Source organism: Pseudomonas sp. NPDC087804 (genome assembly GCF_044742965.1).
GTDB classification, from domain to species: domain Bacteria; phylum Pseudomonadota; class Gammaproteobacteria; order Pseudomonadales; family Pseudomonadaceae; genus Aquipseudomonas; species Aquipseudomonas rustica.
Genome location: NZ_JBIUVN010000014.1, coordinates 83,795 through 98,433 on the forward strand (window position 1 = coordinate 83,795; position 14,639 = coordinate 98,433).

Here is a 14,639-nt window from a genome sequence, read left to right on the forward strand (position 1 = left end):
AAGTACCGATTTAAAGTTCGCCTCATCGCGATATAGCGTTGTACACAACCGAGCACCCTGCCATGAACCTTGACCTCGACGAAATAATAAAAGCCCTGGCGCACCCAGTACGGCGAGACATCCTCAACTGGCTGAAAGACCCGAAAGGCGAATTCCCGGAACAGTTGCACAACCACGAGTACGGCATCTGCGCCGGGCAGATCGATCAGCGCTGCGGCCTGTCGCAGTCGACGGTTTCTGCCCACCTCGCGACGTTGCAACGCGCCGGGTTGATCAGCAGCCAGAAGGCCGGGCAGTGGCACTTTTTCAAACGTAACGAGGACGTGATCCAGGCGTTCCTCAGCACCCTCAGTAAAGAGCTCTGACCCTTAACGTCAGCCAGCCGACAAGGAAACCCGCATGCCCCTCTCGCTACTCATCCTCGCCTTGAGCGCCTTTGCCATCGGCACCACCGAATTCGTCATCATGGGCCTGTTGCCCGATGTGGCGGCCGACCTTGGTGTGTCGATCCCCGGCGCCGGCTGGCTGGTGACTGGTTACGCCTTGGGCGTGGCCATCGGTGCGCCGTTCATGGCACTGGCCACCGCCAAACTGCCGCGCAAGGCGGCACTGGTCGCGTTGATGGGCATTTTTATTGTCGGCAACCTGCTCTGCGCCATCGCCAGTGACTACAACGTGTTGATGTTCGCCCGTGTAGTCACTGCCCTCTGCCACGGCGCTTTCTTTGGTATCGGTTCGGTCGTTGCCGCCAATCTGGTGCCGGCCAACAAACGTGCTTCGGCCGTAGCCTTGATGTTCACCGGTCTGACCCTGGCCAACGTGCTTGGCGTTCCACTGGGCACTGCGCTGGGTCAGCAATACGGCTGGCGCTCGACTTTCTGGGCGGTGACCGTGATTGGCGTGATCGCGCTGATCGGCCTGATCCGCTTCCTGCCGGCCAAGCGTGATGAAGAAAAACTCGACATGCGCGCCGAACTCGCCGCCCTCAAAGGTGCGGGGATTTGGTTGTCGCTGAGCATGACCGCGCTGTTCGCCGCTTCTGTCTTCACCGTGTTCACTTATGTGGCGCCGCTGCTTGGCGAAGTCACCGGCGTCTCGCCACGTGGCGTGACCTGGACGCTGATGTTGATCGGCCTCGGTCTGACTGTCGGCAACATCATCGGCGGCAAGCTCGCCGACAAAGGCATGGCCGCCACGTTGATCGGCGTGTTCATCGCCATGGCGGTGATCTCCACCGTGCTGACCTGGACCAGCGTCGCGCTGATTCCGTCTGAAATCACCCTGTTCCTTTGGGCTGTCGCCTGCTTCGCCGCCGTGCCGGCCCTGCAAGTCAACGTGGTGACCTTCGGCAAAGCCGCACCGAACCTGGTGTCGACCCTGAACATCGGCGCTTTCAACGTCGGCAACGCCCTCGGCGCCTGGGTCGGCGGCAGCGTCATCGCCCACGGTTACGGCCTGACCAGCGTGCCGCTCGCCGGCGGTGCCCTCGCGGTACTGGCGCTGTTGGTGACCCTGATTACTTTCCGTCAGAACGGCAATGCCGATCTGGCCCCCGCGACTCACTGATTAACTTTCACTTTTACGAGGGTTGTAGACATGGCAACTATTTTTGATCCCATCAAACTCGGCGACGTCGAACTGGCCAACCGCATCATCATGGCCCCGCTGACCCGCTGCCGCGCCGATGAAGGCCGCGTACCGAACGCGCTGATGGCTGAATATTATGTACAGCGCGCTTCCGCCGGCCTGATCCTCAGCGAAGCCACGTCGGTCACGCCAATGGGCGTTGGCTACCCGGACACCCCGGGCATCTGGTCCAACGACCAAGTGCGCGGCTGGTCCAATGTGACCAAAGCCATTCACGGCGCTGGCGGCAAGATCTTCCTGCAACTGTGGCACGTCGGCCGCGTCTCCCATCCGTCGTACCTCAACGGTGAAGCGCCGGTTGCACCGAGCGCCATCCAGCCAAAAGGTCACGTCAGCCTGGTTCGTCCAATGGCCGACTACCCAACACCACGCGCACTGGAAACCGCTGAAATCGCCGACATCGTCGACGCCTACCGCACCGGTGCCGAGAACGCCAAAGCCGCCGGTTTTGACGGCGTGGAAATCCACGGCGCCAACGGTTACCTGCTCGACCAGTTCCTGCAAAGCAGCACCAACCAGCGCACCGACCACTACGGCGGCTCCCTGGAAAACCGTGCGCGCCTGCTGCTGGAAGTGACTGACGCTGCGATCGAAGTCTGGGGCGCTGGCCGCGTTGGTGTGCACCTGGCACCACGCGCCGACTCCCATGACATGGGCGACGACAACCTGGCCGAAACCTTCACCTACGTCGCGCGTGAGCTGGGCAAGCGCGGTATCGCGTTCATCTGCTCCCGTGAGAAAGAAGGCGCCGACAGCCTCGGCCCGCAACTGAAAGAAGCTTTCGGTGGCCCGTACATCGCCAACGAACGCTTCACCAAGGACAGCGCCAACGCGTGGCTGGCGAGTGGCAAGGCTGACGCTGTGGCGTTTGGCGTGCCGTTTATTGCCAACCCGGATCTGCCGGCGCGTTTGCAGGCTGATGCGCCGTTGAATGAAGCGCGTCCGGAGTTGTTCTACGCTAAGGGGCCGGTCGGTTACATCGACTATCCGACGCTGTAAGTAATATCGTCAAAGCCCAAAAGCCCCGACTCGAAAGAGCCGGGGCTTTTTTATTGACTTAACGTCTTACATTACGAAATCAACCATTACACAGCTAACAGGAAAGTTTGAAAAATGCCTGATATTTTCCATCTCTCAAATCAATCAAAGGTGTTTGCATCATGGAAAACAACAGCCCGACAGAGACTTCGGAACAATCAACACTGGACAAAATAAACTCTTCTGAAGAATTAACCCAAAGCATCAACCACTTTTTCCAGTCTCTTTCCTCATCTTCAAGCTTTGAGGAATTATCCAACAACCTATCGGCCGTCTTCGAGACCGATCAAAAAGTAAAAAACCGTTTCAATGAGCTCGTTAAAGAAACCCAACAGCAGGAGCTGGAAGACTGGGATGCAGTGAGCCGAATCAAATCCCACACCAGTGTCATCGTGTACATCTATAACGGTGCCTACCGCACATTCAAGCTCACCGGCTCCAGCTGGGACACCAGCGAACATGATCTGGAAGATTACACAATCGAACCCTTCCAATACTCTTCGTTCATACTTCGCAGTGAAATACCTAAACGCATAGGCGGAAAATCGACGCGTTCGACAAAAGTAGATCATGATTTTACTTTTGCAAGCGAACATGAAACTTTTGAGTTCTCAACATCTTTAAAAATTAATAAGCCGTACGACCCCTTTAGTTTCAATCCACAGGAAGTACCTGATCGACGTCACAGCGCTGTGGTGCTAAATACCAGTCCAATCAAAGTAACATCCAGGATATCGCGACAGCAATCCGAAAAACCTTACAGCTACAGTGTGATCATCAGCATCAGTTAAAGCGGCCATAGTGTTTCAGTTCAATCCGGCCAAATGCCGCTTTCCAGAAATCCGGCCCGATAACCACCCGTCCAGGTAAAGCGCACCCGTGATTAACGTGATCGAAACAAATTCCCTACAAAATACGTAGCCCGCTGGCTGTCATCGGAAAGCCTATACGTATATAAAAGCAGCCTGTTTTGCACCGCGTGGGTGAAAAACGGCGTTTTCGCCCGCGCCAATTGACATAAGCTGTGCCAATTACGCATTTTGTTTCATTTGCGCAGGCTAGGGCTCAGGCGCAGCATATCCAACCCTGTATCGACCCAACGCTCGGCCTCGGCATGCAGTTCAAAGCTGTCCGGTGCCAGAAGCCATCCGTACAGGAGGCCATCAATATAGGCATGAATGCTGATGGCCGCGCGGGCAGTGTCGAGATCTTCCGGCAACTGGCCGCGATTCACCGCATTACGCAGGGTCAGCCCGATGCGATCATTGCATTCGAGGCTGGCCGTCCGGCGCTGCTGGCGCAAATCGCACATTTCATCGGTGAATTCGCACTTATGAAACAGAATTTCGTTGATACGCCGGGTTTTCGGGTCCAGTGCAATTTGATGAAACAAATGAATCAACAGCTTGCGCATGCAGCCCAGCGGATCGAGTTCGTCCTCGCTTTCACTGGCCTTGGCCAGTTCATCCAGCGTTTCGTGCAGGGTGTCGAGCATGGCCTGAAGCAGGTCGGCTTTGTTGCTGAAATGCCAATAAATAGCGCCACGCGTGACGCCGGCAAGGGTCGCGATGTCCGCCAGCGTCGTACGAGCGACGCCCCTTTCATAAAAGGCTTTCTCCGCCGCTTCCAGAATCTGGTTGCGGGTTTCCTGAGCTTCCTCTTTGGTACGACGGACCATGGCAGTAAAACCTCAAACAGGATGTTTCAGGGATGGCTGAATATCCGCTGAATAAAGAGGGGGTGATCTCTCGCGGATCGGCTCCCCGGCCTACAATTTCTTACCTTGCGACGACTTTTGTAACAGGGTGGGTACGACGCCAAGGTGTTTACAAACAACCATGAACGTAAGTATATTCCTTAGCAAGCTACTTATCCACCCGGTACCCTTTTTTTACCCTTCCACACTTCTTGTGCGCTTTTTGCGCGCCTGACCCGAGGATTTTCATGCAATTCAAGCCAGCTGTTACCGCTCTGGTCACTGCCGTCGCCCTGGCATCGCTGCTCAGCGGATGTAAAAAGGAAGAAGCGGCACCGGCCGCTCCGCCCCCTCAGGTCGGCGTCGTTACCCTGCAACCACAAGCCTTTACCCTCACTTCGGAACTGCCGGGCCGCACCAGCGCGTTCCGCGTTGCCGAAGTTCGACCACAGGTCAACGGCATCATTCTCAAGCGTCTGTTCAAGGAAGGCGGCGACGTCAAAGCCGGCCAGCAGCTGTATCAGATCGATCCAGCCGTGTACGAAGCGACCCTGAAAAGCGCCGAAGCCAACCTGCGTTCGACCAAGTCGATCTCCGATCGCTACAAGCAACTGGTCGATGAACAAGCCGTCAGCCGTCAGGAATACGACACCGCCGTGTCCAACCGCATGGAATCGGAAGCGTCGTTGCAGAGCGCGCAGATCAACGTGCGTTACACCAAGGTTTACGCGCCGATCTCCGGCCGTATCGGTCGCTCTTCGGTCACCGAAGGTGCGCTGGTCAACAATGGCCAGACCGATGCGATGGCAACGATCCAGCAGCTGGATCCGATTTACGTCGACGTGACCCAGTCTTCGGTTGAATTGCTGGAACTGCGCCGCGAGCTGGAAAGCGGTCGTCTGCAAAAATCCGGCGAGAACTCGGCAGCGGTCAAGCTGACCCTGGAAGACGGCAGCCAGTACAAGCTCGACGGTAAGCTGGAGTTCTCCGAAGTGTCGGTCGACCCGACTACCGGTTCCGTGACCCTGCGCGCCGTGTTCCCGAACCCGGATCACACCCTGCTGCCGGGCATGTTCGTCCGTGCTCAATTGCAGGCCGGTGTTAACGCTGCAGCGATTCTGGCACCGCAACAAGGCGTGACCCGCGACCTCAAAGGCACCCCGACCGCACTGGTCGTTGGCGCCGACAACAAGGTCGAGCTGCGTCAGCTCAAGGCCAGCCGCACCGTCGGCAGCCAGTGGCTGATCGAAGACGGCCTGAAAGCCGGCGATCGTCTAATCACCGAAGGCCTGCAATACGTTCGTCCGGGCGTGCAAGTGAACCCGACCGAAGCCACCAACGTAGCGAAAAAGAACCCGGCCCCCGCTCAGCCTGCTGACAAAGCCGCTGGCGGCAAAGGGGAGTAACTCATGTCAAAATTCTTCATCGACCGTCCGATTTTCGCCTGGGTAATTGCCCTGGTGATCATGCTGGTCGGGGCACTTTCGATCCTGAAATTGCCGATCAACCAGTACCCGAGCATTGCGCCACCGGCCATTGCGATCTCCGTGACCTACCCGGGCGCTTCGGCGCAAACCGTGCAGGACACCGTGGTCCAGGTCATCGAGCAGCAGCTCAACGGTATCGACAACCTGCGTTATGTGTCGTCGGAAAGTAACTCCGACGGCAGCATGACCATCACCGCGACCTTCGAGCAAGGCACCAACTCCGACACCGCGCAGGTTCAGGTTCAGAACAAGCTGAACCTGGCCACCCCGCTGTTGCCGCAGGAAGTGCAGCAACAAGGTATCCGTGTGACCAAGGCAGTGAAAAACTTCCTCTTGGTGATCGGCGTGGTATCGCGTGACGGCAGCATGACCAAGGACGACCTGTCCAACTACATCGTGTCGAACATGCAGGATCCGATCTCGCGGACCGCCGGTGTCGGTGACTTCCAGGTCTTCGGTGCCCAGTACGCGATGCGCATCTGGCTCGACCCGGCCAAGTTGAACAAATTCAACCTGACCCCGGCCGACGTCAGCTCCGCGATCTCGGCGCAGAACGTCCAGGTCTCCTCCGGTCAGCTCGGCGGTTTGCCGGCGCTGCCTGGCCAGCAACTGAACGCCACGATCATCGGCAAGACCCGTCTGCAGACTGCCGAGCAGTTCAAGGCGATTCTGCTGAAGGTCAATCAGGACGGTTCGCAAGTTCGCATTGGTGACGTCGCCGATGTCGGTCTGGGTGGCGAAAACTCGACCATTTCGGCTCAGTTCAACGGCAAGCCGTCGTCCGGTCTGGCGGTGAAACTGGCCAACGGCGCCAACGCCCTCGACACCGCCAAAGCCCTGCGCAAGACGATTGACGAGCTCAAGCCGTTCTTCCCGGAAGGCATGGAAGTGGTGTTCCCGTACGACACCACCCCGGTGGTGACCGAGTCGATCAAGGGTGTGGTTGAAACCCTGGTCGAGGCGATCGTGCTGGTGTTCCTGGTGATGTTCCTGTTCCTGCAAAACTTCCGCGCCACCGTCATCACCACGATGACTGTACCGGTGGTATTGCTCGGTACATTCGGCATCCTCGCGGCGTTCGGTTTCAGCATCAACACCCTGACCATGTTCGGTATGGTGTTGGCCATCGGCTTGCTGGTGGACGATGCCATCGTTGTGGTGGAAAACGTCGAGCGGGTGATGAGCGAAGAAGGCTTGTCACCGAAGGAAGCGACCAAAAAGTCCATGGGCCAGATCCAGGGCGCACTGGTCGGTATTGCGCTGGTGCTGTCGGCGGTATTGCTGCCGATGGCGTTCTTCAGCGGCTCCACCGGTGTGATCTACAAGCAGTTCTCGATCACCATCGTCTCGGCCATGGCCCTGTCGGTATTGGTTGCGCTGATCTTCACCCCGGCGCTCTGCGCCACCATGCTCAAGGCGATTCCGAAGGGCGAGCACGGCACACCGAAAAAAGGCTTCTTCGGCTGGTTCAACCGTAACTTCGACCGTGGCGTTCGCAGCTACGAGCGCGGCGTTGGCAACATGCTGTCGCGCAAAGCCCCGTACCTGCTGGCGTACCTGCTGATCGTGGTTGGCATGATCTGGCTGTTCACCCGCATTCCGACCGCGTTCCTGCCGGAAGAAGACCAGGGCGTACTGTTCGCCCAGGTGCAAACCCCGGCCGGTTCCAGTGCTGAACGTACCCAAGTCGTCATCGACGAAATGCGTTCCTACCTGCTGGAGAAAGAGTCCGGTGCGGTGGCCTCGGTGTTCACCGTGAACGGCTTCAACTTCGCCGGTCGTGGGCAGAGCTCGGGTCTGGCGTTCATCATGCTCAAACCGTGGGACGAGCGTGACGCCAGCAACAGCGTGTTTGCCCTCGCCCAGCGTGCGCAGCAGCACTTCTTCACCTTCCGCGACGCGATGGTGTTTGCTTTCGCCCCGCCAGCGGTACTGGAACTGGGTAACGCCACCGGTTTCGACGTGTTCCTGCAAGACCGTGCCGGTATCGGTCACGACAAGTTGATGGAAGCGCGTAACCAGTTCCTCGGTCTGGCCGCGCAGAGCAAGGTGCTCTACCAGGTACGTCCGAACGGCCTGAACGACGAGCCGCAATACCACCTGGAAATTGATGACGAGAAAGCGCGCGCCCTGGGTGTGAGCATTTCCGACATCAACAGCACCCTGTCCATCTCCTTCGGTAGTAGCTACGTCAACGACTTCATCGACCGTGGTCGTGTGAAGAAGGTATACGTGCAAGGTCAGGCCGGTGCTCGCATGAGCCCCGAAGACATGAAGAAATGGTACGTGCGCAACAGCGCCGGAACCATGGTGCCGTTCTCCGCATTCGCCAAGGGCGAGTGGATCTATGGTTCGCCGAAACTGGCGCGTTACAACGGTGTAGAAGCGATGGAGATCCTCGGTTCTCCGGCGCCGGGTTACTCCACCGGTGATGCGATGGCCGAAGTCGAAGCGATCGCCAAGAAGCTGCCGGCGGGTGTCGGTATCTCCTGGACCGGTCTGTCATATGAAGAACGTCTGTCGGGTTCGCAAGCGCCGGCGCTGTACGCCCTGTCGCTGCTGATGGTGTTCCTGTGTCTGGCGGCGCTGTACGAGAGCTGGTCGATTCCGATCGCCGTTATGCTCGTGGTGCCGCTGGGGATCATCGGTGCGCTGCTGGCCACCAGCCTGCGCGGTCTGTCCAACGACGTGTACTTCCAGGTGGGTCTGTTGACGACCATTGGTCTGGCGGCTAAAAACGCCATTCTGATCGTCGAGTTCGCCAAGGAACTGCATGAACAAGGGCGTAGCCTGCGTGATGCGGCGATCGAAGCCTGCCGCATGCGTCTGCGACCGATCATCATGACGTCGCTGGCCTTCGTCCTCGGTGTTGTACCGTTGGCGATCTCCACCGGTGCCGGTTCGGGCAGCCAACACGCGATCGGTACCGGCGTAATTGGCGGTATGCTCACAGCCACGATCCTGGCGGTCTTCTGGGTTCCACTGTTCTTCGTTACGGTTTCGTCCATCGGCCAGCGTAAAATCGCCGATCCAGATGACGAAGCTAAAGAAACTCCTAAAGAGGCTGGCCAATGAGCAAGTCGCTACTCTCCATCGCAGTCGCCGCCTTCGTGCTGAGCGGTTGCTCGCTGATACCTGATTATCAGCAGCCTGAGGCTCCGGTCGCAGGTCAGTACCCGCAAGGGCCGGCGTACTCGCCGGCCCAGGCACCGGCGCAAGCCGCTGCCGAGCAGGGCTGGAAGCAGTTTTTCCACGACCCTGCCCTGCAACAGCTGATCCAGGTGTCGCTGGAAAACAACCGCGACCTGCGTGTCGCGGCACTGAACATCGACGCTTACGCGGCTCAATACCGCATTCAGCGTGCTGACTTGTACCCGGCGATTTCGGCCAATGGTTCCGGCAGCCGTCAACGTCTTCCGGAACGCGCTTCGCAGACCGGCGAGTCGATGATCAGCAGCTCGTACTCGGCCACCGTTGGCATCAGCGCCTACGAACTCGACCTGTTCGGTCGCGTTCGCAGCCTGAGCGAGCAAGCGCTGCAACAATACTTCGCCACGGAAGAAGCGCGTCGCAGCACCCAGATCAGTCTGGTCGCCAGCGTCGCCAATGCTTATCTGACCTGGCAAGCGGACAAGGAACTGCTCAAGCTGACCCAAGACACCCTCGGTGCCTTTGAAGAAAGCTACAAGCTGACCAGCCGCAGCAACGAAGTCGGTGTCGCTTCGGCACTGGATCTGGCGCAGTCGCGTACCTCGGTGGAAAACGCCCGTGCACAACTGGCGCGCTACACCCGCCAAGTCGCTCAGGACGAAAACAGCCTGACCCTGCTGCTCGGCACCGGTATCCCGGCCAACCTGCAAGCGGCCAAACCGCTGTCGGATGATCTGCTCAGCGACGTACCGCCGGGTCTGCCATCGGATCTGCTGCAACGTCGTCCGGACATTCTGCAAGCCGAGCACAACCTGAAAGCGGCCAACGCCAACATCGGCGCGGCCCGTGCAGCGTTCTTCCCGAGCATCAGCCTGACCGCCAACGCGGGCACCCTGAGCCCGGATCTGTCCGGTCTGTTCAAGGGTGGTTCGGGCACATGGCTGTTCTCGCCGCAGATCAACCTGCCAATCTTCAACGCCGGCAGCCTGCGCGCCAGCCTCGACTACGCCAAGATCCAGAAGGACATTGGCGTGGCGAACTACGAGAAGTCGATTCAAACCGCCTTCCAGGAAGTCGCCGATGGCCTGGCCGCCCGCCAGACTTACACCGAGCAGCTGCAAGCGCAGCGTGACTTCGTTCAGGCCAACCAGGATTACTACCGCCTGGCCGAGCGTCGTTACCGCATCGGTGTCGACAGCAACCTGACCTTCCTCGATGCCCAGCGTCAGCTGTTCAGCGCGCAACAAGCGCTGATCACCGACCGCCTCGCGCAGCTGACCAGTGCGGTCAACCTGTACAAGGCCCTGGGTGGCGGCTGGAATTCGCAAACTGCGAAGAACGAGCCGGTGAAAGAAGAAGCGCCGAAGATGAGATTGTTCTGATCATCTGCTGAACACAAGGAGCCCACCGATTGGTGGGCTTTTTGTTGCCTGAAGATCAAAAGATCGCAGCCTTCGGCAGCTCCTACATTTGAAATGCGATCCCCTGTAGGAGCTGCCGAAGGCTGCGATCATTTGATCTTCAATGCTGTTCGATAATCGCCCAAAACCCGCTTTTACCAATTGAATCAAAACATCCGCCCCCCGCACCATTCGAGCCACAAAACCAATAACAACAGGTTCGCCACATGCTCCCACGCCCAGCTCCGTCCGGCTGATCGCCGCCGCTCCGCCCCCTGAATCCATCGCATTTCTGCGCCACAAAAACGGCCGCAGCGCATTCCGTTTGCCTCAAAAAAACAAGAGAGACCCAGCTATGACCACCTCCCCTGCGCCCTACGCATTTCCCGGCCTGATCGCGCTGGCCCTGGCGGGTGCCGCCCTCCCCGTCGCGGCTGAAGAAGCGGGGTTTATTGAAGGGGCCAAGGTCAACCTCAACCTGCGCAACTTCTACATCAACCGCAACTTCACCAACCCGACCAAGGCGCAGGGCAAGGCTGAAGAGTGGACGCAGAACTTCATCCTCGACGCCAAATCCGGCTTCACCCAAGGCACCGTCGGCTTCGGCATGGACGTGCTGGGTTTGTATTCGTTGAAACTCGATGGCGGCAAAGGCACGGGCGGCACGCAGTTGTTGCCACTGGATCACGACGGTCGCCCGGCGGATAACTTCGGCCGCACCAACGTTGCGTTCAAGGCGAAGTTTTCCCAGACCGAAGTGAAGGTCGGCGAATGGATGCCAGTGCTGCCGATCCTGCGTTCGGACGACGGTCGCTCGCTGCCGCAAACCTTTCGTGGCGGCCAGATCACCTCGAAAGAAATCGACGGACTGACCCTCTACGGCGGCCAGTTCCGCGCCAACAGCCCGCGCGACGACAGCAGCATGAGTGACATGTCGATGACCGGCAAAGCGGCGTTCACCTCGGATCGTTTCAACTTTCAGGGCGGCGAATATGTGTTCAACGAAAAACGCACACAGATCGGCTTGTGGAACGCTGAACTCAAGGACATCTACAGCCAGCAATACGTCAACCTGACGCACAGCCAACCGCTGGGCGAATGGACGCTGGGCGCCAACCTCGGTTTCTTCTACGGCAAGGACGACGGCAGCGCGCGCGCCGGCGATCTCGACAACAAGACCTGGTCGGGGATGTTCTCGGCCCGATACGGCGGCAACACCTTCTACGTCGGCCTGCAAAAACTCACCGGCGACAGCGCGTGGATGCGGGTCAACGGCACCAGCGGCGGCACACTGGCCAACGACAGTTACAACGCCAGTTATGACAACGCGCAGGAACGCTCGTGGCAGCTGCGCCACGACTACAACTTCGCCGCGTTGGGCGTGCCCGGCCTGACCCTGATGAACCGCTACATCAGCGGCGACAACGTACACACCGGCACCATCACTGACGGCAAGGAATGGGGCCGCGAATCGGAACTGGGCTACACCGTGCAGAGCGGCACGCTCAAGGATCTCAACGTCAGATGGCGCAACTCGACCATGCGCCGGGATTTCAGCAATAACGAATTCGACGAGAATCGTTTGATTGTCAGTTACCCGATCAGCCTTTTGTGATCAGCGAACGGTCACTTCAATAGCGTGGCTCGTTAAGGCACTCCGTCGGTCGTATCGACTGGCGGATTGTACGAACACAGATAAAGTCATTAAGTGGTTACTCTCTCCAGTCCGAAGTAGGAGCCCTTTTTCTCTTCCGTTATCTCCGGATGCTGTACGCGAAGCTGCCATGACCTCGGAGGTCAGGTATGAATAAGCGAATAGTTATCGTCGGTGGCGGTGTAGGCGGAACCATGCTGGCCAATCAACTGGCCGGCAAGCTGTATCCGGAAATCCTTCGCGGCGACGTCTCGATCACCCTGCTATCCAATTCCCCCGATCACTTCTACAAACCGGCGTTCATGTACGTAGCGTTTAATCAGTTCTTCAATGAAGAACTCAAACGCCCGGAACGTTCACTGTTACGCCCGGAAATCCACTTTAACGTTGAAGAAGTCACCCACTTCGATTTTCCTGGCCAGTACCTGAAAACCCGTAGCGCAAAACGCTATGACTATGATTTTCTGGTCATCGCCACTGGCTGCGAGCCTGCACCTGAACGCATTGAGGGATTGCAGGAGGCTGGCGATCACTTCTATCAATACCAACCCGCCCGTCAACTGGCACAAAGGCTGAGCACCATCGAAAAAGGCCGGATTTTCATTACGGTATCTTTTCCGCAAACACCCAATGTCCCTCACCAGTGCGGCATTGCTCCGGTAGAAACGACATTGATGCTTGATGATTTCCTGCGTCGCCGAGGTGTCCGTGACAAGGTAGAAATCATTTACACCTACCCTACCGTCGCCCAACTCTTGCGTAATTGCCTGTTTCTGCAACGGCCCACGGGCGAAATCCTGCCGGACATTTTTGAACAGAAAGGTATCCACTTTCAGCGCGGCTTCACTCTGAGCAAGGTCGACCCCGACGCAAAAGTCGCCTATTCAGCCGAAGGTGATGCACAACCATTCGACATCCTGATGGCTACCCCGCCGATCTGTGCAGTTAAAGCGGTTCGGGAGTCCGGCGCCTCACAAGCGCCGAATGATGAGGGCTGGCTGCCGACCCATCATGAAACGCTGCAGGTTTATGGCCTGCAAAATGTCTATGTGATCGGCGACACCGTAGATCTTCCAGTGAGCAAGGCGGGTGGTGCATGCCATAACCAGGCACCCGTCATCGCCAACAACATCACCGCCGAAATTCGCTTGGGAGCCCCCAACAGCGTTTATGACGGTCGGGTTCAGGCAGTGGCGCAAATGGGGCTGAATGCCGGGATGCCTCTTTGGTACGACTATTCCCACGATGTACAGCCGACACCGCCCACCAAACTTGGCGGTCTGCTCAGAAACGGTTTCAATCGCGGCCTGTACTGGGCTGTGGCCCGAGGCATGCTTTAACCCTGCACAGGGAGGAGTGATGACAGATGAATATGCCTGAAGAAATCTCGGCCACGCCTGGGTTCACCGCCCTCATGGCCAAACTGCAACCGTTGGTTGACGGTGGAAGACTGGAAAACCTCGTGGACTTGCTTTCATTGCTTTCCGATCTGATCGACGTGACGGATGCGGCGATGGTGGAAAAGCTCGCGCAGGCGTTCGAATCCGCCACGGCAACCACTTGGGCAGCCAGTAACACTTTGCGCCAGGCCAAAGCTGAAGCTGCGGCACTGCCCGAATCGCTGAGCGTCTTTGCCTTGCTCAAACTGTTGAACGATACGGATACGCGCAAAGGTGTGGCAGTTGTCCTGAAAACCCTCAACATCATCGGAAGACAACTGTAATTCGCCAGAGAGGATCACCTCATGAGCGTCAAACTTGAAACGGCAGGGGAAGCCACCACCCAATGGAACGCCAAGGCGTACCAGCAGTTTTCCCGCCTCAGGCAACGCCCGGTCAATGAATTGCTCGACCGTGTCGACCTGCACCATCCCAAACGTATGGTTGACCTCGGTTGCGGCACCGGCATCGCCACGCGGTTGTTGGCCGAGCGCTGGCCGCGGGCGCATTTGCTGGGCATCGACAGTTCAGCGCAAATGCTCGAGGAGGCACGCGCCCTGCCGATCAACGCCTCATGGCAACAGTGCGACCTGCTCGACTGGCAGCCTGAACAACCGGCGGATCTGCTATTCGCCGCCGCCGTGCTGCACTTTATTAATGGTCATGAAACGCTGCTGCCGCGCCTGCTCGGCCAGCTCAACGCCGCCGGCTGCCTGGCCGCGCATATGCCGGACTGGCGCGATGCGTTGTGGTATCGGCTGATGCTGGAAACCCTCGAAGACGGCGGTGTCGGCGGCACGCCATTGGGCACGCCGGAACTGCGCCAGCGTATGGCGGCGCGGCCGTTGTTGGCGCTGGAGGATTACTACCGTTTGCTGGCGCCGCTGACCACGTCGCTGGATATCTGGGAGACCGAGCAGTTGCAGGTGGTCGACGGCAAATCGCCGGTGTATGACTGGGTGAAAGTGTCGGCGCTGCGGCCGGTGATGCAGGCGCTGGATTCAGCGGAGCAGGCGCGGTTTATATATCACTATCTGATGCGGGTGCACGCGCAGTATCCGCAGGAGGCGGACGGGCATACGTTGTTTGCGTTCAAGCGGATATTTATTGTTGCCAAGGTTTGAAGAG

At 58.4% G+C, this 14,639-nt stretch carries 12 protein-coding genes; 11 read left to right on the forward strand and 1 reads right to left on the reverse strand.

What is annotated here, in order from left to right:
* Positions 1–62: 62 nt before the first annotated feature.
* The 4 genes from ACIOMO_RS18075 (at position 63) to ACIOMO_RS18090 (ending at position 3,476) form a co-directional block, all read left to right on the forward strand.
* A complete protein-coding gene (locus tag ACIOMO_RS18075; protein ID WP_016771327.1) occupies positions 63–365 on the forward strand; it encodes a helix-turn-helix transcriptional regulator in 303 nt (100 codons plus the stop codon).
* A gap of 34 nt (positions 366–399) precedes the next feature.
* Complete coding sequence (locus ACIOMO_RS18080; RefSeq protein WP_400646739.1) at positions 400–1,566, forward strand: MFS transporter; 1,167 nt, start codon at positions 400–402, stop codon at positions 1,564–1,566.
* Positions 1,567–1,596: 30 nt separating this feature from the next.
* Positions 1,597–2,646, forward strand: a complete 1,050-nt coding sequence (locus ACIOMO_RS18085) for an alkene reductase (RefSeq protein WP_401242582.1) — start codon at positions 1,597–1,599, stop codon at positions 2,644–2,646.
* Positions 2,647–2,807: 161 nt separating this feature from the next.
* Positions 2,808–3,476, forward strand: a complete 669-nt coding sequence (locus tag ACIOMO_RS18090; RefSeq protein WP_401242585.1) for a hypothetical protein — start codon at positions 2,808–2,810, stop codon at positions 3,474–3,476.
* 254 nt (positions 3,477–3,730) lie between these two features.
* Here ACIOMO_RS18090 and emhR read toward each other — a convergent pair whose 3' ends face one another.
* Positions 3,731–4,363, reverse strand: coding sequence for an efflux system transcriptional repressor EmhR (gene emhR / locus ACIOMO_RS18095; RefSeq protein ID WP_401242588.1), 633 nt, complete (start codon positions 4,361–4,363; stop codon positions 3,731–3,733).
* 266 nt (positions 4,364–4,629) lie between these two features.
* Between emhR and ACIOMO_RS18100 the strand changes: the two genes are divergently transcribed.
* From ACIOMO_RS18100 to ACIOMO_RS18130, 7 genes are all read left to right on the forward strand, one after another.
* Positions 4,630–5,787 (forward strand): efflux RND transporter periplasmic adaptor subunit, encoded by a 1,158-nt coding sequence (locus tag ACIOMO_RS18100; protein WP_053117889.1) that lies wholly within the window; start codon positions 4,630–4,632, stop codon positions 5,785–5,787.
* Positions 5,788–5,790: 3 nt separating this feature from the next.
* Complete coding sequence (gene emhB / locus ACIOMO_RS18105) at positions 5,791–8,943, forward strand: efflux RND transporter permease subunit (protein ID WP_212545262.1); 3,153 nt, start codon at positions 5,791–5,793, stop codon at positions 8,941–8,943.
* On the forward strand, positions 8,940–10,400 hold the full coding sequence (gene emhC / locus ACIOMO_RS18110) for an efflux RND transporter outer membrane subunit EmhC (RefSeq protein WP_053117884.1): 1,461 nt from the start codon (positions 8,940–8,942) through the stop codon (positions 10,398–10,400). The genes emhB and emhC overlap by 4 nt, the downstream gene beginning before the upstream one ends.
* Positions 10,401–10,773: 373 nt before the next feature.
* On the forward strand, positions 10,774–12,033 hold the full coding sequence (locus tag ACIOMO_RS18115) for an OprD family porin (protein ID WP_401242592.1): 1,260 nt from the start codon (positions 10,774–10,776) through the stop codon (positions 12,031–12,033).
* A 188-nt stretch (positions 12,034–12,221) separates the two neighbouring features.
* The gene (locus ACIOMO_RS18120) at positions 12,222–13,412 is read left to right on the forward strand and encodes an FAD/NAD(P)-binding oxidoreductase (RefSeq protein ID WP_401242595.1); all 1,191 of its coding nucleotides are present in this window, start codon (positions 12,222–12,224) and stop codon (positions 13,410–13,412) included.
* A gap of 26 nt (positions 13,413–13,438) precedes the next feature.
* Positions 13,439–13,795, forward strand: coding sequence for a DUF1641 domain-containing protein (locus ACIOMO_RS18125; RefSeq protein ID WP_053117877.1), 357 nt, complete (start codon positions 13,439–13,441; stop codon positions 13,793–13,795).
* 21 nt (positions 13,796–13,816) lie between these two features.
* Entirely contained in the window at positions 13,817–14,635 is an 819-nt protein-coding gene (locus ACIOMO_RS18130; protein WP_401242598.1) for a methyltransferase domain-containing protein, read from the forward strand.
* Positions 14,636–14,639: the final 4 nt, after the last annotated feature.